Origin of the sequence: Adhaeribacter arboris, assembly GCF_003023845.1 — a bacterium.
In the GTDB taxonomy this organism is placed as follows: domain Bacteria; phylum Bacteroidota; class Bacteroidia; order Cytophagales; family Hymenobacteraceae; genus Adhaeribacter; species Adhaeribacter arboris.
The window spans coordinates 2,287,187-2,308,100 of the sequence record NZ_PYFT01000001.1 but is presented as its reverse complement, the minus strand read 5'-3'; the positions used below and the strand labels follow the sequence as shown (position 1 = coordinate 2,308,100).

At 40.9% G+C, this 20,914-nt stretch carries 24 protein-coding genes; 5 read left to right on the top strand and 19 right to left on the bottom strand.

The window, feature by feature from the left end:
* Positions 1–62 precede the first annotated feature (62 nt).
* Entirely contained in the window at positions 63–563 is a 501-nt protein-coding gene (locus AHMF7605_RS09435; RefSeq protein ID WP_262512341.1) for a DUF2062 domain-containing protein, read from the top strand.
* 1 nt (position 564) lies between these two features.
* Here the strand turns inward: AHMF7605_RS09435 and AHMF7605_RS09430 are convergent, their stop codons facing one another.
* The 10 genes from AHMF7605_RS09430 to AHMF7605_RS09385 form a co-directional block, all read right to left on the bottom strand.
* Positions 565–1,086, bottom strand: a complete 522-nt coding sequence (locus AHMF7605_RS09430) for a GNAT family N-acetyltransferase (protein WP_106928644.1) — start codon at positions 1,084–1,086, stop codon at positions 565–567.
* A gap of 71 nt (positions 1,087–1,157) precedes the next feature.
* Positions 1,158–1,982 (bottom strand): MOSC domain-containing protein, encoded by an 825-nt coding sequence (locus AHMF7605_RS09425; protein ID WP_106928642.1) that lies wholly within the window; start codon positions 1,980–1,982, stop codon positions 1,158–1,160.
* Between the two features lie 158 nt (positions 1,983–2,140).
* Entirely contained in the window at positions 2,141–2,365 is a 225-nt protein-coding gene (locus AHMF7605_RS09420) for a CDGSH iron-sulfur domain-containing protein (protein ID WP_106928640.1), read from the bottom strand.
* A 240-nt stretch (positions 2,366–2,605) separates the two neighbouring features.
* Positions 2,606–3,724 carry an ABC transporter permease gene (locus AHMF7605_RS09415; RefSeq protein WP_106928638.1) on the bottom strand — a complete coding sequence of 373 codons (1,119 nt, stop codon included), beginning with the start codon at positions 3,722–3,724 and terminating at the stop codon, positions 2,606–2,608.
* Positions 3,721–4,869, bottom strand: coding sequence for an ABC transporter permease (locus AHMF7605_RS09410; protein ID WP_106928636.1), 1,149 nt, complete (start codon positions 4,867–4,869; stop codon positions 3,721–3,723). Before AHMF7605_RS09410 ends, AHMF7605_RS09415 begins: the two co-directional genes overlap by 4 nt.
* A gap of 19 nt (positions 4,870–4,888) precedes the next feature.
* Positions 4,889–5,632: an ABC transporter ATP-binding protein gene (locus AHMF7605_RS09405; RefSeq protein ID WP_106928634.1), complete on the bottom strand. Its 744-nt coding sequence runs from the start codon at positions 5,630–5,632 to the stop codon at positions 4,889–4,891.
* Complete coding sequence (locus AHMF7605_RS09400; RefSeq protein WP_106928632.1) at positions 5,632–6,570, bottom strand: ABC transporter ATP-binding protein; 939 nt, start codon at positions 6,568–6,570, stop codon at positions 5,632–5,634. The genes AHMF7605_RS09405 and AHMF7605_RS09400 overlap by 1 nt, the downstream gene beginning before the upstream one ends.
* Positions 6,567–7,511: an HlyD family secretion protein gene (locus AHMF7605_RS09395; RefSeq protein WP_106928630.1), complete on the bottom strand. Its 945-nt coding sequence runs from the start codon at positions 7,509–7,511 to the stop codon at positions 6,567–6,569. Before AHMF7605_RS09395 ends, AHMF7605_RS09400 begins: the two co-directional genes overlap by 4 nt.
* A gap of 103 nt (positions 7,512–7,614) precedes the next feature.
* Positions 7,615–8,793: a TolC family protein gene (locus AHMF7605_RS09390; protein WP_106928628.1), complete on the bottom strand. Its 1,179-nt coding sequence runs from the start codon at positions 8,791–8,793 to the stop codon at positions 7,615–7,617.
* Positions 8,794–8,810: 17 nt separating this feature from the next.
* Entirely contained in the window at positions 8,811–9,434 is a 624-nt protein-coding gene (locus AHMF7605_RS09385; RefSeq protein WP_106933409.1) for a TetR/AcrR family transcriptional regulator, read from the bottom strand.
* A 277-nt stretch (positions 9,435–9,711) separates the two neighbouring features.
* Here AHMF7605_RS09385 and AHMF7605_RS09380 point away from each other — a divergent pair, with 277 nt between their 5' ends.
* Positions 9,712–10,275 (top strand): NADPH-dependent FMN reductase, encoded by a 564-nt coding sequence (locus AHMF7605_RS09380; RefSeq protein WP_106928626.1) that lies wholly within the window; start codon positions 9,712–9,714, stop codon positions 10,273–10,275.
* Between the two features lie 135 nt (positions 10,276–10,410).
* Here AHMF7605_RS09380 and AHMF7605_RS09375 read toward each other — a convergent pair whose 3' ends face one another.
* The 7 genes from AHMF7605_RS09375 to AHMF7605_RS09345 are packed head-to-tail and all read right to left on the bottom strand — an operon-like array spanning position 10,411 to position 16,346.
* Positions 10,411–10,722 (bottom strand): metal-sulfur cluster assembly factor, encoded by a 312-nt coding sequence (locus AHMF7605_RS09375; RefSeq protein WP_106928624.1) that lies wholly within the window; start codon positions 10,720–10,722, stop codon positions 10,411–10,413.
* A complete protein-coding gene (locus AHMF7605_RS09370; protein ID WP_106928622.1) occupies positions 10,719–11,150 on the bottom strand; it encodes a SufE family protein in 432 nt (143 codons plus the stop codon). Before AHMF7605_RS09370 ends, AHMF7605_RS09375 begins: the two co-directional genes overlap by 4 nt.
* Positions 11,151–11,160: 10 nt before the next feature.
* Entirely contained in the window at positions 11,161–12,411 is a 1,251-nt protein-coding gene (locus tag AHMF7605_RS09365) for an aminotransferase class V-fold PLP-dependent enzyme (RefSeq protein ID WP_106928620.1), read from the bottom strand.
* A 4-nt stretch (positions 12,412–12,415) separates the two neighbouring features.
* Positions 12,416–13,762: a Fe-S cluster assembly protein SufD gene (gene sufD / locus AHMF7605_RS09360; RefSeq protein WP_106928618.1), complete on the bottom strand. Its 1,347-nt coding sequence runs from the start codon at positions 13,760–13,762 to the stop codon at positions 12,416–12,418.
* A 1-nt stretch (position 13,763) separates the two neighbouring features.
* Complete coding sequence (gene sufC, locus AHMF7605_RS09355; protein WP_106928616.1) at positions 13,764–14,531, bottom strand: Fe-S cluster assembly ATPase SufC; 768 nt, start codon at positions 14,529–14,531, stop codon at positions 13,764–13,766.
* A gap of 21 nt (positions 14,532–14,552) precedes the next feature.
* Positions 14,553–15,998 carry a Fe-S cluster assembly protein SufB gene (sufB, locus tag AHMF7605_RS09350; protein ID WP_106928614.1) on the bottom strand — a complete coding sequence of 482 codons (1,446 nt, stop codon included), beginning with the start codon at positions 15,996–15,998 and terminating at the stop codon, positions 14,553–14,555.
* Positions 15,999–16,019: 21 nt separating this feature from the next.
* Positions 16,020–16,346, bottom strand: a complete 327-nt coding sequence (locus AHMF7605_RS09345; protein ID WP_106928612.1) for a HesB/IscA family protein — start codon at positions 16,344–16,346, stop codon at positions 16,020–16,022.
* Positions 16,347–16,701: 355 nt separating this feature from the next.
* Here AHMF7605_RS09345 and AHMF7605_RS09340 point away from each other — a divergent pair, with 355 nt between their 5' ends.
* Complete coding sequence (locus AHMF7605_RS09340) at positions 16,702–17,367, top strand: helix-turn-helix transcriptional regulator (RefSeq protein ID WP_106928610.1); 666 nt, start codon at positions 16,702–16,704, stop codon at positions 17,365–17,367.
* Positions 17,368–17,597: 230 nt separating this feature from the next.
* On the opposite strand, the gene AHMF7605_RS09335 is transcribed toward AHMF7605_RS09340, so the two are convergent.
* The gene (locus AHMF7605_RS09335) at positions 17,598–17,918 is read right to left on the bottom strand and encodes a 2Fe-2S iron-sulfur cluster-binding protein (protein ID WP_106928608.1); all 321 of its coding nucleotides are present in this window, start codon (positions 17,916–17,918) and stop codon (positions 17,598–17,600) included.
* A 15-nt stretch (positions 17,919–17,933) separates the two neighbouring features.
* Positions 17,934–18,938, bottom strand: coding sequence for an NAD(P)/FAD-dependent oxidoreductase (locus AHMF7605_RS09330; protein ID WP_106928606.1), 1,005 nt, complete (start codon positions 18,936–18,938; stop codon positions 17,934–17,936).
* A 552-nt stretch (positions 18,939–19,490) separates the two neighbouring features.
* Here AHMF7605_RS09330 and AHMF7605_RS09325 point away from each other — a divergent pair.
* The gene (locus AHMF7605_RS09325; RefSeq protein WP_106928605.1) at positions 19,491–19,928 is read left to right on the top strand and encodes a hypothetical protein; all 438 of its coding nucleotides are present in this window, start codon (positions 19,491–19,493) and stop codon (positions 19,926–19,928) included.
* Between the two features lie 110 nt (positions 19,929–20,038).
* A complete protein-coding gene (locus AHMF7605_RS09320) occupies positions 20,039–20,785 on the top strand; it encodes a Mut7-C RNAse domain-containing protein (protein ID WP_106928602.1) in 747 nt (248 codons plus the stop codon).
* Positions 20,786–20,914 lie beyond the last annotated feature (129 nt).

The following is a 20,914-nucleotide window of genomic DNA, read 5'->3' as shown; positions in this document are numbered from 1 at the left end:
AAATGAATCTGAATTAAAGCTTTGCATTATTTATTAAGAGCGTACCCGTAAAAATAGTTCTTTTGCTTACACCGCACCACAAGCCTTCTTACTTTAAAAGAAAGGTTGTTCATCCTTTTAAAAACCTGCTTACAATGGGGATTACGCCCCAAAAGTTAGCGGTTACAGGCGCTTTGGGGGTAGTAATTGGGCTAATGCCTTTGTTTGGGCTAACTTCTTTTTTATGCACCTTATTAGCCTTACGGTTTAAGCTAAATTTACCGGCCTTGCTTTTAATCTGTTATTTAATTAGTCCCTTGCACCTGATTTTGTACATTCCTTTTATTGAGGTGGGGTTAAAAGTTTTTCCTTTAACCACTTTTAATTTAAGTTTAAGCGAGATAACCGCTTTATTTAAACAAGATTGGGTAGTTGCTTTAAAGACTATTTGGCTGGCTAATCTCGCGGGAATGTTATTGTGGCTGGTTCTGGCGGGGCCGCTCACCTTTTTCTGCTATGTGCTAATGCTACCCGTTGTGCGAAAATTATTAAAGCGCCTGCCTTTGCCGGAGGAGCAACCATAAGCTACTGCCAGCTCTTCTGCATAACGTAATCGTTCATAAAGTAAGGACCAATAGGAATGTCTTCTTCGTAGGCTACCGTATACCCGCATTTTTCGTAAAAAAGCTTGGCCGGATTATGCCGGTTAACATTTAGCAGTAAAGTAATTCCGCCTCTATTTTTTACCGCTTCTTCTACGGCACTAATAAGCAACCGCCCAAAACCAGATCCGTGAAAGGCGGGCGCTACGTACAATTTATTTAACTTAAAAGTATTATTTGGTAAAGGAGAATACGAGGCAAAACCGGCTGGAGTCTGGTCTTGGTACAAAATTAAAAATTGCTGACCGGCCTCCATTTGTTGCTTTAATGCTTTGGGGTTATAAATTTCCTGAAACATATAGCCTAACTGCTCCGCCGAAACAATATTCTGATAAGTAGGAGCCCAGGTTTGAACGGCCAAATCCATAATAACCGGAATATCTTTAGGATTTTGAGCAGTCCGAATAGGGGTATTTTTTAGTTGCGCCGGAGTATTTGCGTGCATACGGAAAGAATACGAGTAGTATATAGCTACTAAAATTAAAGTTTTAATTTATTAATTATCAGCTTCTTTAATTAACGGTAGGTAAGAACTGAAATAGGATTTCCCGTTTGCAATAATAAATCGCCTGAACGGGGAAGTACGTTTTGGCCAAATAGTACTTTCTTGTTAATGGTCCGGTAAGTAGCCAAGGTCCGGAGGGGTTCGGTACCTTTTTGGGCGGTGTCTTGGTTAACGGTGGTTAAAACGCAGCGGGCGCAGGGTTTTACGGCCGCAAAGTTCTGATTTCCAATTTTAAATTCCTGCCAGGAATCTTCCGTAAAGGGCTCACCACCCGAAAATACCAGGTTGGGCCGGAACCGGTTCATGGGTACGGGTTCCGGTAAACGAGTATTTAAATCGTTCAAGGATTCCTGACCAATTAACAAATAAGGAAAAGCATCCGCAAAACTTACGGGTTCATGGTTTTGGGCGAAATCCGGTTCAACCGGGCGATGTGCCTCGGGTGGCATAAATACTAAGCAACAGTTTATTCGCAGCAGCCGGCTAAACCAGGCATTAGCTTCGTAGCTAACTTCTACCACAGCTACCGTATCGTCCCAGATAGTAACCGTTAATGGGGTATTCAGGTAATTTTGGGAATCAAACGAAATAAACAAGCTTTCGGCCACTTGTTGTTTATGCGTTACGAGTAAACCGGTAGGCAGCAACTGTACCTGCAGCAGTGCCATTTGCGGAAATACCCGTTGCGTTAAAAAAGTGCCCGTTTCGTCTACCAACAACCAACGACGATCATATTGCAGCCCTTGTGGCTCTACTAAGGCTCTATCTACGCGCACCCCGCCCAACGATTTAATGGGATAAATATAGATATCAGTTAAAATAAGCGGTGAGGCCATTTACCAGGAGATAAAATACAATTTAATAACTGAATGGATAGATTTTATTTACTCAAAATCTAAAGAATAACTAGCAGGTAATCGGAAAGAAGATTTTAATTCAATTTTTTTAGATAATATTTACTAAAACCGAAATGTTTTACCTGAACCTGCCCGCCTTAAACTTTGCGGGGAGGTAAAGCAAAAGCTTCGGCTACATGCTCGAAATGGCCTTTGTGGGAGCCATCGCAGAAAGGTTTGTTACTGGATAAGCCACACCGGCAGATAGAAACAATCTCGCGGCCACCTAAATCATAAGCATTGCCTTGGGCATCTACAATTTCAAAATCGTCGCCTTGTATTTTTAAAGAACCATTGCTATTTACAGTAATTCGGGTTTTCATATAGTGGGGGTACAGTTAAATCTCGACAAAGATAAGCCTTATAACGAAGGCGAATAGGTATTGGCTTCAAAATTTAAGGATTAATTATAATAACAGATACTTCAACGAGGCTGGTAGGTTTATTAACAGCTTTTAAACGAGGATTAGCTAATCATATTCTAGAAGATAATATTGTTGCAAAATCATTGCTATTCAACTGTTTAACCTAATAAAAATCTAATAACTTGCTACTTGCGTTATTTAACTCCGCTTTTTATAATTTACAACGGCCCAGGCATTGAGTAGCAAAGCAAATCCGACGGTAATAAATAGTTGTTGGGAGATATCGGCCAATCCGCTGCCTTTTAAAATTACCATTCGGATAACCTGAATGAAGTAAGATACCGGATTAATTTTGGTTAGATACTGAGCCCACAAAGGCATGCTTTCGATGGAAGTATACAAGCCGCTCATTAAAATAAAAACCATAATCAGAAAAAAGGAGAGCAGCATGGCTTGCTGCTGATTTTCGGAATAAGTAGAAAGCAACAACCCTAAACCTAAAACGGCCAGCAGATAAACTGCCGCGTAGGTATATAAAACGAGCAAATTGCCGACGGGTACAATGCCGTAAAACGCCCAGGCAATGAGCAAGCCTAAACTCAACACAAAAAGCCCCAGCACCCAAAAAGGAATAAGTTTAGCCAGAATAAAATGGTATTTTTTTACCGGTGTTACGTTCATTTGTTCGATGGTACCAATTTCCTTTTCTTTTACAATGTTTAAAGAAGCCAGAAACGAACCTACCATGGTTACCAGCACCACTAAAATACCGGGAACCATAAAGTCTTTGTATTTTTGTAATGGATTGTACCAGTTAGAAGTGGTTACTTCCATAACTTGCTGCGGCGAAAAACGGGTAGGCTGAATCCATTCGGTTCGGACCTGGTTATTAAAATCCCGGATTACACTTTGCAGGTAAGCATTGCCTAAACCTGCTTTCATGCCATTGATGGCGTTTACGGCTATTAAAGCAGTAGATTCGTTTTCCTTGATTATATTTCTTTCAAAATCCACCGGAATTTCTAAAATCAAATCGGCTTGATCCCGGTCGAGGGTGGCCATGGCTTGTTGGTAGGAGGGAGTATAGGCATACAATAAAAAGTAACCCGAAGAATTTATTTTGGAGATTAATTTTTGCGAACTGACGGAATGATCGTGATCTACTACGGTTAAACGGATATTCTTCATTTCATAATCCGCTGCCCAGGGCAAAACCAGTAATTGCATTAAAGGCATCACGAAGATAATGCGTAGTATGGACTTGTTCCGGAATATTTGCCGGAACTCTTTGCGCAGCAAAAATTGTAAGGTTCTCATGCTAACCGGATTTTAAAATTTTTAATACTTAAGCCCAGGAAGAGCAAAGTCATGGCGGTTAATACCAGAACTTCCCGCCAGATTATTGCCCATCCGGCACCTTTAATCATTACCGTTTTTACAATGCTATAAAACCATTTAGCCGGCACCAGATTAGAAATTACCTGCAGCGGCAAAGGCATGTTTTCAATCGGAAACATAAATCCGCTCAGCATAACGGTGGGTAAAAACAAACCCGTTAAAGAAATGAACATGGCGGTTTGTTGCGAATCAGTAACCGTAGAAATAAGCAAGCCTAAAGACAAACTGGTAATGGTAAAAAGAATACTGGCGGCCAAAAGCAAGAGCAAACTGCCATTAATGGGTACTTGCAACACAAATACGCTCAAGAGCAAAATGCTGGCAATGTTAAGCATAGATAAAAGCAAGTAAGGCACTGCTTTAGCTACAATAATTTTAAGCGGCTGCAGCGGCGATACTAGCAGTATTTCCATGGTACCCAGTTCTTTTTCCCGCACAATGGTAATAGCCGTCATCATGGTACAAACCAACATTAAAACCATAACCATTACCCCGGGAACAAAACTATAAGTACCTTGCAATTGCGGATTGTACAACATCCGGGTTTCGGTGTGGATGGTGTAAGGCAGGCCATTGTTCGCGGTAGTTCTATCCTGAAAATCCAAAATAACGGCAGAAGCATAGTTAATTAAAGTATTGGCTACGTTGGGGTCAGAAGCATCGGCGATAAGTTGTACCTGGGCTTTGTTAAAGTGCTGCAAGTCGGTTGCAAAGTTTTGGGGCAAAACCAGGGCAATTTTTATGGTGCCTTTTTTAAATTCCTGTTCAATTTCGGGGTAAGAATTAAAATGCCGGAAAATTTCGAAATACTGGCTGGCTTCTATTTGAGAAATTAAGGCTTGAGTGCTGGCATCCTGCGCCTGATCAAATACGCCGATGCGCGCGTTTTTTACTTCGTTAGTTAAGGCAAAACCAAATATAATAATCTGCACAATAGGCATTCCCAACAGAATAATTAAGGTTTTCGGGTCGCGGGAAATGTGGGAAAATTCTTTTTTAACCAGCGAAAGAAATTGCCGGTGTTTATTATTTTTTACTTTACCGGTACTCAGGTGATTTTTCATGATTTTTCATTTTTCAAATTCATTCTCCGGAGCGTTTGGCTTGACGGGCAAGTTTCAGAAATACTTCTCCCATGTTAGCAGCATTAAAAGTGTTTTTTAGCTCCTTGGGTTTGCCTAAGGCTTCCACCCGGCCATCAACCATTATCGAAACCCGGTTACAGTATTCGGCTTCGTCCATGTAGTGGGTGGTTACAAAAACGGTAATTCCCCGTTCGGCGGCTTCGTAAATCATTTGCCAGAACTCGCGACGGGTAATCGGATCTACGCCGCCGGTAGGTTCATCGAGAAAAACTATTTGCGGTTCGTGGAAAATAGCCACCGAAAAAGCCAGTTTTTGTTTCCAACCCAAGGGCAACGAACCGACCAACTGATCGGCTTCTTTTTCTAATTTCAATTGCTGCAGTACAAGCCGGCTTTTTTCTTTAATAAACTGATCGGATTTGCCGTAAATACCGGCGTATAATTGAATATTTTCTCTTACCGTTAAATCGGCGTACAAAGAAAATTTCTGACTCATGTAGCCGATGGTCTTTTTTATCTGCTCGGTTTGAGTAAATACATCTAAGCCGGCTACCGTAGCCTTGCCGGAAGTGGGTTTAGATAAGCCGCAAAACATACGGATAGCAGTTGTTTTACCCGCTCCATTTGCGCCCAGAAAACCAAATATATCGCCTTTTTCTACAGAAAAGGAAATGTTATCGACTGCTTTAAAACTGCCGAAGGTTTTACTCAAATTTTCGCAAACAATGCTGTAATTATTCATTAGGAAAGGATTTGATTTTGGTTTTTAGACATTAGTTGAATGAATGAATCTTCGATATTGGGGGAAACAATTTTTATTTCTAAATCCAGATGATTTTTGCCTTGCAGGTATTTTTCCAATTGTTCCGGATGGTAGTCGGGCTGCATAACTACGTGCTGGTATTCGCCGAAAGGATAAGCGGCAATTACCTCAGTATAATTTTTTAAATCGTTTAATAGCCGGAACATGGCGGTAGAGGCTATAGCCAACAAGGGTTTGTGAAATTGCTGGTTGATAACTGCCGGACGGTCAATAGCCAGAATAGTACCTTCTTGAATTAGGGCCACCCGGTCGCACATAGCGGCTTCGTCCATGTAAGGGGTAGATACCAAGGTGGTAATGCCTTGCTTTTTCAAATTAGCCAGCATATCCCAGAATGCTTTCCGGGAAACGGCATCTACCCCGGTAGTGGGCTCATCTAAAAAAAGAACAGTTGGCTTATGAATTAAAGTGCAGCACAAGGCCAGCTTTTGTTTCATACCCCCGGAAAGCTTGCCTGCCCGCCGGTTTTTAAAAGGCTCAATCTGAACATAGATATCTTTTACTAAGTCGTAATTCTCTTCAATGGAAGTATTAAAAACGGTAGCAAAAAAGTTGAGATTTTCCTGCACTGTTAAATCCTGGTACAAAGAAAAAGTGCCGGGCATGTAACCCACCCGCTGCCGGATAATTTTATAATCCTGAACTACTTCGTGGCCATCTACTTGGGCAGAGCCCGAATCAGCTAATAACAGCGTTACCAAAATCCGGATGAGCGTGGTTTTACCGGCGCCATCGGGGCCAATTAAGCCAAAGAGCTCCCCGGAATCTACCTCCAGCGAAATTCCTTTTAAAGCCTGTACCGTTTGCTTACCGGTTGTATAAGTCTTTACCAGATTATTTACTACTATTGTTTTCATGAGGCTGTGTTTAATGCTACCTCACCATACATGCCAATCTTCAGAAATCCATCATTTTTAACTTTTACCTTCACGGCATAAACCAGGTTAGCCCGCTGGTCTTTGGTTTGAATGGTTTTAGGCGTGAATTCGGCTTGGCTGGCTACCCAGGTAATGGTACCGGACAACTTTTTATAATTTTCCTGGCCATTATCTACCAGCACCGTTACGGGCTGCCCAATTTTAACCTGCGATAACTGATCTCCGGTAATGTAAGCCCGCAGGGTTAGGGTAGATAAATCGGCTATTTTGTATAAAGCTTTACCGGGTGCGGTTACTTCCCCGGTCATGGCGTATTTGGTAAGTACGGTACCGGCAATTGGATTGCGCACCTGCGCTTTGCTTAGTTGGCTGCCCAATTGGGCAATAAGTTTCTGCATGGGTTGCCTTTCGCTGAGTATCGTCCGGTTGCGGGTAGCTACTTCGTTTTGCTGAACTTTAATCTGCTGCTGTATGACTCGTATTTGGCGTTCGGAAATGTCAATCTGGGTATTTATATCATCGAGTTGTTTGCCGGTGGCGGCATCTAATTTTAAAAGATTTTCGGTGCGTTGTTTTTCCCGTAACAAGGATTTTAATTGTACTTGCTGCACAGCTAACTGATCTTTTAACAGTAATACCTGCGGCCCAACGTCGGTGGTTCTTACCGCTAAAGCTTTTAAACTTGCTTCAGCTTGTTCTTTTTGGAGTCTTACATTTTCGGCGTCAATTAACCCAACAATTTTACCGGCCGGTATCACTTGTCCTTCCTCAATTGCTAAAGAATCAATTTCACCGCTCAGTTCCGCTGATACAATAACTTCATCTGCCTCAAAAGTGCCGGAGGCATCGTGGATGTTTTCTCCCGAATGGCAGGAGACTAGACTCGTGGTTAGCAATAATACTAGGAATATATTTTTCATCTTTAGATAAATTAATTGCCCGAAATAGTTTGATAGTTTACTTGCGATTGCAATAGCTGCACCTGGTGAATGATTAAAGCCTGCCGGGCTTGGTCTTTGGCGTTCACCTCGCGTAAAAAGTCGTTGGCGGTAATAACGGCATTTTCCAGTTGGGCTTGGGCCGATTTTTTACGCTTTCCCGAAGCGCTATAATTTCCTGATCACTCTTGATTAATTCTTCCAGTTTTTGAATTTCCGCGCGTTCGCGGGTGAGTTGCATATTGATATTTAATGAGAAAATTTCCTGTTGCAAGTTGGTTGTTTTCTTATTCAGGTCTAAAACTTTCTTTTCGTTGCGGTGGGTGTACCAGGTATTTAAACGCCACGTAAAACGTAAGCCGGTAAGGTAAAAGTAATCGAATTCATTTTTGAGTAAGTTCAGGCCGGGCCTCCCGTAGCCACCTTGTCCAAAAAAGCTAAGACCAGGTCGTAAGCCTACTTCTACCATTTTTTTCTGGGCTTCCCAAACTTGTATTTGTTTACTATAAAGATTGAGTTCGGGCCGGCGAATTTCCGGAGTAGTAGAGATGGCGGGTGCCACTGGCCGGGTAAGTTGAATATTTAGCGGTAATGGTTCGCCCGTTAATAAACTCAGGGCTTGTAAATAGCCTAAGCGGGTATTTTGCAATTCAATGATTCGCTGGCCCGCTTTCAGGTGTTCGGCTTGAAGCACATTCAGGTTTGATTTAAAAGTAATACCATTGGCTACCTGGGCCTGAGTTCGCTTGATGCCAATGGCCAGATCCTTTTGCAAAAGAGATGCTTGCCGGGCTTGTTCCTCCAACAGAATAATAGCAAAGTACATTTGATTTACTTGTTCCCGCAGCTTATAAAGCTCTACTTCTAATCGCTGGTTTTCCGTTTCACTAGTTATTTGCTGCACGAGTTGTTTGGATCTTCTCAAGCCCCCATCGTATAAGGGTTGGGTTAGTTCGGTGGTAATCCGGTACTGGTCTTTAGCGGGTGCTTCTATCTCCAGACCAGGTATTGGAGAGTTAATACTGGTTACATCCGATTGATAGCTACCCTGCCCCAAAATGACTAATTGGGGTAAGTTGTTTCTGTTAATGTTTTGCAGCAAAAGCGCATTACTTTCCTGAATTACATTTTTTTGCCGGGTAAGCGGGTAATTTTCGCGGGCTTTTTGCTGCAATTGCTCCAAAGTAACCGTTTGACCTCGGGCAAGGGGTAGATTGATTAAAAATAAAATAACCAAAGTGTTTAACCAAATAGTTAATTTCATGACAAAAAATTTTAAGGTTATTCTTTTTGTTTTTTTATGGAACTGATAATAAAGGTTGCTACTTCTTCCTTACGCTGCTGCATCAAAAAATTAAATTGTAATTCATCCATACCGGATAAAAAATTCCAAATGGGCCGGCCAAGAAACGGGAAAATACACATTGACATCATGTTTAATAATAATTGCGCCGGACTAATGGGGTGGATAATTCCTTTTTTTACCTCTTCTTCAATTTGGTTAATTAAAGCAGGTAAGTTCGGTTTTTGACTTCCCATCATAGAACTCAAGAAAGCATGGGATTGCTTATTCGCCTCATTTACTACAAATAAGGGTATGTAAGGATTCTCGGTGAGAACACTAATGTATTCCCGGCAAAAAACATGAATTTTTTCGAACAAGGAAGAATCCATCGCAATAATAGCGTTAAGCTTCGGCAAAAACCTTCCTACCGCTTCCCGGAATATCACCTCAAATAATTTTTCTTTACTCCGGAAATAATAATGCAGCATGGCTTTATTAATACCAGCTTCATCGGCAATATCCTGCATTCGGGCACCAGCCATTCCTTTGTGAATAAAAACTGTTTTTGCAGCTTCTAAAATGCGCTGTTCGGTAGACTGATCTTTTAGTTTTTTAACCATTAAATTTAACCATTTGGTTAACAAATGTAAATACTAGTTTTAAATAAAAAAAGTTTTATCAGAAATTTAAATAAATCTTTGGAAGCGAAAGCTGAATGATAAAATGGAAAGTTTAACATCAACTAAAAGTTAAAAGCAAATAGCTTTTGTAATTACTTTTTAGGCTTCACTATTTTTTTATGAGGAATAAATTTCTTTTTTCTAAGTTAAAGGAACAAAGGCCCTGGAAATTGTTATAAAATAGTAAACTAAAATGTAATCCTTTACACTTATTTTTATGCATATCGCCATTCTTTCCACGAGTGTTCGTGCCGGGCGAAATAGCCACCGGGTAGGGCTTTATTTTAAAAAATACGTAGAGAAAAATGAAATTGCAACTGCGGATTTAATTGATTTGCAGGATTATAAATTTCCTATTTTCGAAGAAAGGCTACGATTTATGATTGACCCTTCTCCTCAAATTGTAGATTTTGCTACCCGCATAAAAAATGCTGACGGAGTAGTGGTAATTACTCCGGAATACAACGGTGGATTTCCGGCAAGTTTGAAAAATGTGATTGATTTGTTATCGGTAGAATGGAAGCGGAAACCTACGGGAATTGTTACGGTATCTACTGGTGCATTTGGTGGGGTTTTAGTTTATCCTTCACTAATATTTTCTTTATGGAAGAAAGGAGTTTGGGTAATACCCGCCCGCTACCAGGTACCCCATGTTCAAGAAGCCTTTGACGAAAACGGATATCCGGCAGATATTACGGGTACAGAAAAAAGAACCCAAACCTTTTTGCAAGAATTAGTATGGTGCATGGAAGCAAGAGAGAAAATGAATCCTCCTGATTGATTTCGCTTTTGCATATCATCCGGGAGTCAAAAACTACTTTAATAACGTATAAAATTGCTTTATCAAAAAGTAAATAAAAAGGTGTAGTTAGCTAACTACACCCACGCAATAATATTTACCTTAAATGAACTATGCCTATAAGAAACCTAACTCTAATTTAGCTTCCTCGCTCATCATGTCGCGGTTCCAAGGTGGGTCGAAGGTGAGAAGCACGTAGGCATCCGTTACTCCTTCAATTGATTCTAGTTTACTCTGAGTTTCAAAAATAATATCGCCAGCTGCGGGGCAAGCTGGGGCGGTTAAAGTCATGGTAACTCTAACCTTCGAACCTTCTTCTACTTTAATTTCGTACACTAAACCCAAATCGTAAATATTTACCGGAATTTCCGGGTCGTGTACTGTTCGTAAAGCTTCTTCTACTTTATCTCTTAATTCCGAAGGGTTCATGATGGATTGAAAGCTTGGGTTTGGTAAGCGAGGGCGTAAAGTTTTATTTGTTTCAGCATGGATAATAATCCATTAGAACGGGTAGGAGAAAGGTGGTTTTGTAAGCCAATTTCATTGATAAAATAAATATTGGCTTCCGCAATTTCCTGGGGGGTATGTCCCGAAAGAACCTGTACCACCATACTCACCAAGCCTTTGGTAATAATAGCATCACTATCCGCCGTGAAAATTAATTTGCCATTTTCGTAATCGGCGTGCAGCCATACCTTCGACTGACAGCCTTTAATCAAGTTTTCGTCGGTTTTATATTTTTCATCGATAAGAGGCAAGTCTTTACCTAACTGAATAATATATTCGTATTTATCCATCCAGTCATCAAACAACTCAAAATCCTCAATAATCTGGTCCTGCCGTTCCTCTATCGTCATGTTAAATAAATCAGCTTAACAAGGTAACCGCTTTTTTGATACCAGCTACCAATTTATCTATTTCCTCGGTAGTATTGTAAATAGCGATAGAAGCCCTTACTGTACCCGGGATGTTAAAATATTGCATAATGGGCTCCGTACAATGGTGACCGGTACGAACCGCAATGCCTTGTTTATCTAAAATTTCGCCTACATCAAACGGATGCGCATCGCCTACTAAAAATGAAATAGAGGCCGCCCGGTGTTTGGCTTCCCCAATAAAGCGCAGCTCATCAATAGTTTGCAGGGCATCAACGGCATACGCGTATAATTGGCTTTCCGCTTCCTGAATATTAGGAATTCCTAAAATCTGGAGATAATCGATAGCGGCCCCAAAAGCAATTCCTTCGGCAATGCTGGGAGTACCCGCCTCAAACTTAAAAGGCAACTCGTTGTAAGTTGTTTTCTTAAAACTAACCGATTTAATCATGTCGCCGCCACCTTGGTAAGGGGGTAACTGGTTCAGCCAGGCTTCTTTGCCGTACAAAGCGCCAATTCCGGTAGGCCCGTACATTTTATGCGACGAGAAAGCCAGAAAATCTACGTCTAATTCCTGCACGTCTAAAGGTAAATGGGGTGCCGCTTGGGCAGCATCAACCAATACGGGAATATCTTGTTGGTGAGCCCGGGTTATAATTTCTTTTACCGGGTTAATAGTACCCAAAGTATTCGAAATATAGGTTACGGCTACCAACTTTACCGTATCATCCAGTAATTCATCCAGTTCTTCCAGAATTAATTCACCTTTCTCATTTACCGGAATTACTTTAAGAGTAGCCCCCCGTTCCTCGCAAATCATTTGCCAAGGCACAATGTTCGAATGGTGTTCGATAGCAGAAATTAATATACTATCGCCGGCTTTTAAGAATTTACGACCAAAGCAATTGGCTACTAAGTTAATGCCATCCGTAGTTCCGCGGGTAAAGATTACTTCGTGGGTATGTTTGGCATTAATAAAGGCTGCTACTTTGGTGCGCGCATCTTCGTAGGCCGTGGTGGCCACTTGACTTAAATAATGCACCCCACGGTGAACGTTGCTATTGTACTGCGTATAGTAGTCCTGAATAGCTCGTAAAACTAACTCAGGTTTTTGCGTGGTAGCGGCATTATCTAAATATACTAATGGTTTACCGTATACCTGAGTGGCCAGCAGCGGAAAATCTGCCCGGATTTTTTGAATGTCCAGTTGAGCGCTTGTTTCGAAAATAAAGTTTGCCGGCATAATTTTAGGCTTTAACCAACTCCTGTTCGGCAGGAATGTGTTGGGTAATTAATTTATTTATATAGGCTTCTACCGCCGGAATCTGAATATTCTGGGTAACATCAAAAGCAAAGGCACTTACCAATAAACGGCGCGCGGTTTGTTCCGAAATGCCCCGGGAACGTAAATAGAACATAGCTTCCTGGCTTAATTGCCCTACAGTAGAACCATGACTACATTTTACATCATCGGCGAAAATCTCTAACTGCGGCTTAGAATTTATAGTAGCCTTATTGCTTAATAGCAAGTTGTTATTTTGCTGAAAAGCGTTGGTTTTCTGGGCATCGCGTTGCACAAAAATTTTACCGTTAAACACACCAGTGGCATTATCTAACAATACACCTTTATACACCTCATTACTTTCGCAATGCGGATGCAAGTGGTTTACAAAGGTGTGATTATCTGTCAGCTGACGACCATTAACTAAATACAGACCGTACAAATGACTTTCGGTATACTCATCGTTCAGGTTTAGATGCAGGTTGTTGCGCAGCAAGTCCGCTTCGGGTAAAGAAAACGTGTAGTTATTGTATACACTGTTACGTTTCTGGCTGACTTCGGTGTGGTTTACCTGCCGTACATTTTTGCTGTTGGTTTGCAAATAATATTGGTGTACCTGAGCATTTTCTTTCACTACTACCTCCGATACACTATTCACAAAAATATCGCCGGTAGAATTATCCGAAATAACTGATTCCACGATACTAACTGCCGCACTCCGGTTTATCACTATTAAATTCCGGGGTTGAATGAATAAGTTTCCGGTTCCCGCGTAAATATGAATTAAATGGAAAGGTTTCTCTAAAACTGTATTAGCCGGAACTTCTAAAAATAAACCATCGGCATACCAAGCCGTGTTTAAAGCGGCAAAATGGTACTTGTCCAGTTTAATCTGTTGCCCAAAATTGGCCTGAAAGGCAGGTTCGCTTTCGGCTCCGACAATGCTTTTTATCTGAATGCCGGCTGGTAACTCATCAGACAAAGCCAATTGTACCTGACCGTTTACTAATACAATTCGGTAAGCATCTAATCCTGGAATATTTATGTTATCCAGCGTAATAGCCGCTTTATCCGTATTCTGGATAATGTCCGGGTTAAATTCATACGGTTCCTGGAGAAAAGGCAATACATTGGTGTATTTCCAGTCTTCTACTTTACGCGAAGGGAAACCCATTGCTTGAAAATGCTCCATTGCCTTTTTTCGAAGAGGCAGCGTGAACTCGTGGCCGGTGGTTTGCCTACTCGTTAACCAACTATCAAAACCATGTAACAGGTCTTGATATAAAGGGAGGGTGGATATTTGATTAGCCATTTTAGTGGGCTGTTTCTTCCGTTTTAAATTCTTCTTTTATCCAGTCGTAGCCTTTTTCTTCCAGTTCCAGCGCCAGTTCTTTGGTGCCGGACTTAACAATGCGACCATCGTACAATACATGCACATAATCGGGTACAATGTATTCTAAAAGCCGTTGGTAGTGCGTAATTAAGATAAAAGCATTATGCTCATTGCGGATTTGGTTGACACCTTTCGCTACAATGCGCAACGCATCTATATCTAAGCCGGAATCCGTTTCGTCCATTATAGAAAGCTTAGGTTCCAGCATAGCTAATTGCAGAATTTCGTTTCGCTTCTTTTCTCCGCCGGAGAATCCTTCGTTTAACGAACGGTTCACCAACTTGGATTGAAACTCAACCAGCTTTTGTTTTTCTTTCGTGAGTTTTAAAAATTCTTTTGCTTCCAACTGGGGTAATCCGCGGTATTCGCGGATTTCGTTTAAAGCCGTACGCAGAAAGTTGATATTAGATACGCCCGGAATTTCAACCGGATACTGGAAAGCCATAAACAAACCTTCCCGGGCCCGGATTTCGGGTGCCATATCCAGTAAATCTTTGCCATCAAAAAGTACTTCGCCTTCGGTTACCTCGTACGTTTCCCGGCCCGCCAAAACGGACGAGAGGGAGCTTTTACCGGAACCATTTGGACCCATGATGGCGTGAATCTCTCCGGCCTTAACTTCTAAGTTTATTCCTTTTAAAATCTTTTTGCCTTCTACTTCGGCGTGCAAATTTCTAATGCTTAGCATTTATTTATTATTTATTTAGTATTAACCCACGCTACCTTCGAGGGTAATAGACAATAATTTTTGTGCTTCTACCGCAAATTCCATCGGCAGTTGATTTAAAACTTCTTTCGCGTATCCGTTTACGATTAGCGCTACTGCTTTCTCGGTATCAATTCCTCTTTGATTCAAATAAAAGATCTGATCTTCCCCGATTTTAGAAGTCGTAGCTTCGTGTTCCACCATCGCGGTGCTATTCTTCGTTTCGATATAAGGAAACGTATGGGCGCCGCAATGGCTGCCAATCAGCAAAGAATCACACTGGGTAAAGTTGCGGGAATTATCGGCTTTGGATCCAATTTGCACCAAACCCCGGTAACTGTTATTACTTTGACCTGCGGAAATACCTTTAGAAATAATCCGGCTTTTGGTATTTTTACCTAAATGGTACATTTTAGTACCCGTATCCGCAATTTGCCGGTTACCGGTTACCGCCACCGAATAAAACTCACCGCTGGAATTATCGCCTTGCAGAATAACGCTGGGATATTTCCAGGTAATGGCCGAACCGGTTTCTACCTGCGTCCAGGAAATTTTGGCATTGGCTCCTTTGCATATACCACGTTTAGTTACAAAGTTATAAATACCACCTTTGCCGTCCTTATCGCCGGGATACCAATTTTGTACCGTAGAATATTTGATTTCCGCATTTCCCAGAGCAATCAATTCCACAACAGCTGCGTGTAACTGGTTTTCGTCGCGCATAGGAGCGGTGCAGCCTTCCAGGTAACTTACATAACTGCCTTCGTCGGCAATAATTAAAGTGCGCTCGAATTGGCCGGTATTTTGGCTGTTAATCCGGAAATAAGTAGATAACTCCATCGGGCAGCGAACACCTTTCGGAATGTACACAAAAGAGCCATCGGAAAATACGGCCGTATTAAGAGCCGCAAAAATATTATCGGAATGCGGCACTACGGAGCCCAGGTATTTCTTTACCAGTTCCGGTTGTTCCTGCACGGCTTCGCTGATAGAACAGAAAATTACACCAAGTTCTTTTAGCTTTTCTTTATAAGTAGTCGCAACCGAAATACTATCAAAAACCGCATCTACCGCTACCCCAGCCAAAGTTTTTTGTTCCGATAAAGGAATTCCCAGTTTAGCGAAAGTGGCTAATAACTCCGGATCTACTTCATCCAGACTTTCGTATTTTTTCTTGTTCTTTGGAGCGGCATAGTAGGAAATCTTCTGGAAATCAAATTCCGGCATTTCAAAATTCTGCCATTGCGGCATAGACTCTTTCTGAAAAGCTTGATAACCTTTTAATCGCCAGTCAAGTAACCAGGATGGTTCGTTTTTTTTATTAGAAATAAAATGAATAATGTCTTCGTCCAATCCGGCCGGAGCAATATCCATTTCTATATCGGTGACAAAGCCATACTCGTATTCCTTGGTGGCAAAGTCGTTAATTATTTCATTACTATCTTTCATGCTGCCAGTTTAAAATATTGTTTATACCGCAAAGCTTTCCCCGCAACTACAAGTCCGGGAAGCATTAGGATTATTAAAAAACAAGCCTTTACCATTCAGGCCATCCGAATAATCCAGTTCGGTACCAAATAAATAAAGCAGACTTTTGCGGTCCACTATTACTTTGATGTCTTTGTCCAGAAATTCCTCGTCGGTTTCTTTTTTTTCTGAATCAAATTGCAGCTGATACTCTAAACCTGAGCAGCCACCGCCTTTCACGCCCACCCGCACAAAGGTATCAGTATCTTTACGTTCTTTTGCCATTAACTGGCCGATATATTCTTTTGCTTTTGAGGATACAGTAATCATAATATTTCTGATTAGTTACATAATTAACAAATATTCCAAGTAATAGGTTGCAAAATAAACTCCCGGATTCGACTATTCTGCTCCGTACTTCGTAAAAAGTAAGGGTACTGGCAAATGAATTTGACGCAAAAGTAAATATAAATTGGGTAAGTTTGCTTAACCGAAAGATTTAACCGTCTGAATGTTGATCTTAAATGTATCAGACAAAATAAAAATGTATTCAATTAAGCACCCTTTTACTTTGTTTCTTGTTCCTTGTTTAATAATAGTTGAATACCCAACGGCTCTCTTTAATTAAAGTATATTTGCAATTTATCCGGTCTGGTGTATAAAGTGAGGCAAAGTTATCACAATAATGAATAAAACAAGTAATTACTTGGAAAGTAGTTCTGTCAGCTCTCAATCGGCTATTGAAAAAATATTGAAGGTGCTAAAAACCGAGGGACCGAAAACAGCCGGAAGTCTTGCCCAAGTTTTAGGAATGACCGGCGAAGGTGCCCGTTTGCATCTTTTAAAATTAGCCGAAGAAGGTTTAGTACAAGCTACTTCCGAAGCGAAAGGGGTGGGACGGCCTACATTAAACTGGAGTTTAACGGCGGCAGGTAATGCGCGCTTTCCTAATACCCACGACAACTTGTCGGTGCAATTACTAAATACCATTAAAGCCGAGCTGGGCGAACAAGTTTTAGAACAAATTATTGATCGGCGGGGCGAAGAAGTTTTTTCCCGGTATGCCGAAGCATTAAAAGATTGCCATAGCTTAGAAGAAAAAATTAATCGCTTTGCTACCATCCGCCACCAGGAAGGATATATTGCGTCTTGGCAAAAAGATGAATTTGGTTATTTATTAGTCGAAAATCATTGCCCAATATGTGCAGCCGCTACGGCTAATCCCGTTATTTGCCGGTCGGAATTACGCATTTTAAAGCAGGTATTAGGCAGTGAAGTAGAGGTAAAACGCGTAGATCATATTTTGGAAGGTGCCCGCCGTTGTGCGTACCGTATTACTTTAGTGCTTTAAAAAGTTTGACTTTATTATTTTTTAGAGATTTTGTAAATTGTGTAACGGGGCCAGCTACTAATCTGTATTGTTTAGGCCATGGATAAGATAATTTATCCGTAAAAAGCAGCCATATAACTAGGACTTAGTGCGGGAGTCCTAATAGATTAAAATTTGCTTTAATTAAGGTGATAAAAAACAAAAATGCCAAAGTGTATCTTTGGCATTTTTGTTTTAACGGGAGCGTTTTACTAATTCGATTCTCCTTTTATCTTAAAAATAGCTCCTTCCATGTCTTCATTTACCCGCAGCTGGCAAGATAAACGGCTATCCGGACCGGCTTCGGGTAAGGTATCGAGCATATCCAATTCAGTATCATTAACAGGAGGTAAGGAGTTGGGAGCTTCTAAAACCTGTACGTGGCAGGTAGCACAAATTCCCATACCGCCGCAAGTAGCTAAAATATCGTATTCCGAAGCTTTTAACACTTCCATCAGAGAAAGATTAATGCCTTCCGGTATTTCAATGTCCTGGCGGTTCCCATCCCGGTCTTCTATGGTTAAGTGAATCATATTACAGTAAACAAATTATAAGGCATGAATACCATTCACGGTGGTGTATTTAAAACTCAATTTTTGAGCCGGGAAAACGTACTTAAAAGCACTTTGCGCCATTAGAGCCGCTTCGTGAAATCCGCATAAAATTAGCTTTAGCTTACCCGGATACGTATTAATGTCCCCGATAGCGTAAATTCGTTCTACATTCGTCGAAAAATCCTGGGTATTTACTTCAATGGCTGATTTATCAATGGCTAAATTCCAGTCGGCAATGGGGCCCAGTTTAGGAGTTAAACCAAAAAGGGGTATAAAATAATCTACATCTAGGCTGGATACTATTTTATCTTTCCGGGCTACTGAAATTTCTTTTAAATGACCATTGCCGTTTAAAGCGGTAACATTCGCATTCAGAATTAAATTAATCCGGCCTTGTTCCGCGAGAGTAAATACTTTTTCCGCAGAATCCGGTGCGCCCCGGAAGGTTTCGCCCCGGTGGACTAAGGTAACTTCCCGGGCTATTTCCGATAAAAATAAGGTCCAATCCAGGGCGGAATCGCCACCGCCAGCTAAAACAATGCGTTTATCCCGAAACAACTCCGGATTTTTTATCATGTAGGCTACGCCTTTGCCTTCAAAATCTTCTAACCGCTCTACGGCTGGTTTACGGGGCTCGAAAGAGCCTAGTCCGGCCGCAATTACTACTACCTGGCAGTGAATCTGGGTATTTTCGTTGGAAGTTAATAAGTAAGAACCATCTTCCTGGCGAGCCAGTTTTTCTACGCGTTCGCCTAAGGTGAAAGTAGGATGAAAAGGGTTAATCTGATCTAAAAGGTTATTGACTAAATCCTGGGCATTAATTGCCGGAAAGCCAGGAATATCGTAGATGGGTTTTTGCGGGTAAATTTCCGATAATTGGCCGCCCACCTGAGGGAGAGCATCTATTAAGTGGCAACGCATTTTTAATAATCCGGCTTCAAAAACGGCAAATAAGCCCACGGGACCGGCACCAATAATGCATATATCAGTAGTTATCATGATTTTATATAGAAGATTTAAATAAAATAAAGTAGAAACAGAATAAGGCCTGTTTCTTCCTCTGCTTTAATAAAGCCAGAAGTAATAGTAAAAGTTTAGTTTAATGAGAAAGCGCCGGTTACACGGGCAAAATAGAGTGGAAAGCCAACCGTTAATAGCTAAGACCTTCGGGTGCCTAGCTACAACAAATAATCTTAAAGGTAAGAAAAGGGATTGGCGAAAAATCTAACATTTTAATTTTACAAGTTACTACTTGTTTTATTTGCAAAAGTAATATCTCCAGCTTATTAAACAAGCTATATTTCTCAAAAAAGTTTTTTGGCCTTTATTTTAGTTTTAATTACCTGAAATAAAATAAATTTTAGGTGGATAAACTCATTCATTCCTTAAACTTATTTTTTAGAATTTAAATAGCTGTAATAAAGTAACTTTCTTTTAGACGCGCTTCAAATTATTGCCGGATGCAGATTTCGTAAAAAAATAACTAATATTGAGGCGTTATTCATTAGATGCTGATTTTAGTTGCGGATAAAATTTTTAATTTCAAAACGTATGTACACCGGATTACAACACTTGCATTCTTATTTAGCTTACCTGGTTTTATTAGGCTTGTTATTTAGCATTTTCACGGCGCTGGGAGGTTGGATGCAAAACCGGCCTTTCGTCGATAAAGACCGGAAACGTGCTTTACTTGGATTGATTCCCACGCATTTGCAATGGGTAATTGGTTTAGTTTTATATTTCGTTTCTCCTCTGGGTGCCGCCAACGCGTCGGGGGCTGCCATGAAAGACGCTACTTCCCGGTTGTATATCCTGGAACATCCGCTTACTATGGTTCTCGCGGTCGTGCTCATAACAGTTGGGTACGCGCGGGCCAAACGTTTAAAAATAGGTAAAGCGCGTTTCCGAAGCATTTTTGTTTTTTATGGTTTGGGCCTTTTGCTTATTCTTAGCCGCATACCCTGGCAAGCTTGGTTTGCGGTATCTTAATTTTTATTCCTTTTCTATCAGCTTACTTTATCCAGTATTTTTTCAATTTTTAGCGGATAAGGATAAAGTAATCGGTTAATGCCTAAAAGGGAATTAGTCGCTAAAGGAGGATGGATAAAACAGCTTACTTTCATTTTTTCGGTAACCTGAATGATTTTCTGCCTTCTTCCCAAAAAGCAATAGTTGTTTTTCACTCATTTAGTGGTACCCCGGCCGTAAAAGATGCCATAGAAGCACTAGGAGTGCCCCATCCAGAGGTAGATGTAATTTTAGTAAACGGTAAACCAGAAGATTTCTATTATCTTCTTCAATTAAACGATACTGTATCGGTTTATCCGGCCGGATTATATAATGTTCATTTCGCGGCGTATTCCCGGCAAGCTACTTTACCGGTTTGGAATAAATTTATTCTGGATGTACACTTAGGCAAATTAGTCAAAAGCCTGCGGCTACTGGGCTTTGATACGCTTTACCGTACCGACTACGACGATAAAACGATTGTGCAGCTATCTGTAATGGAAGAACGCATTATTCTTACCCGCGATGTGGGCTTGTTAAAACACAAAGCTGTGCTATGGGGATATTGGCTACGTTCGCAGCATCCGGAAAAGCAACTCGCTGAAGTGCTTGCTTATTTCCACCTTCTGCCGGTTATTCAACCATTTACCCGTTGTTTGGTTTGTAATGGTACTTTAAGTTTGGTACCAAAGGAAAGCATATTGGAAAAATTACTACCCAAAACGAAACGCTATTTTCAGGAATTTCATCAATGCCAGAGTTGCGGCCGGGTCTTCTGGAAAGGTTCTCACTATGAGCGCATGGAAGCCTTTGTGGAGAAACTAAAACAAGCCAATTAGCTAAAGAGTGAACGTATTATTACACATTATTTACAACAGATTGATAAAATTAATACGTTTTGAATTTTTATTTTTCTCAATTATTTTCCTCAATAAGCATTTTTCCGAGATTTAGTTTGTCAAAGGAGG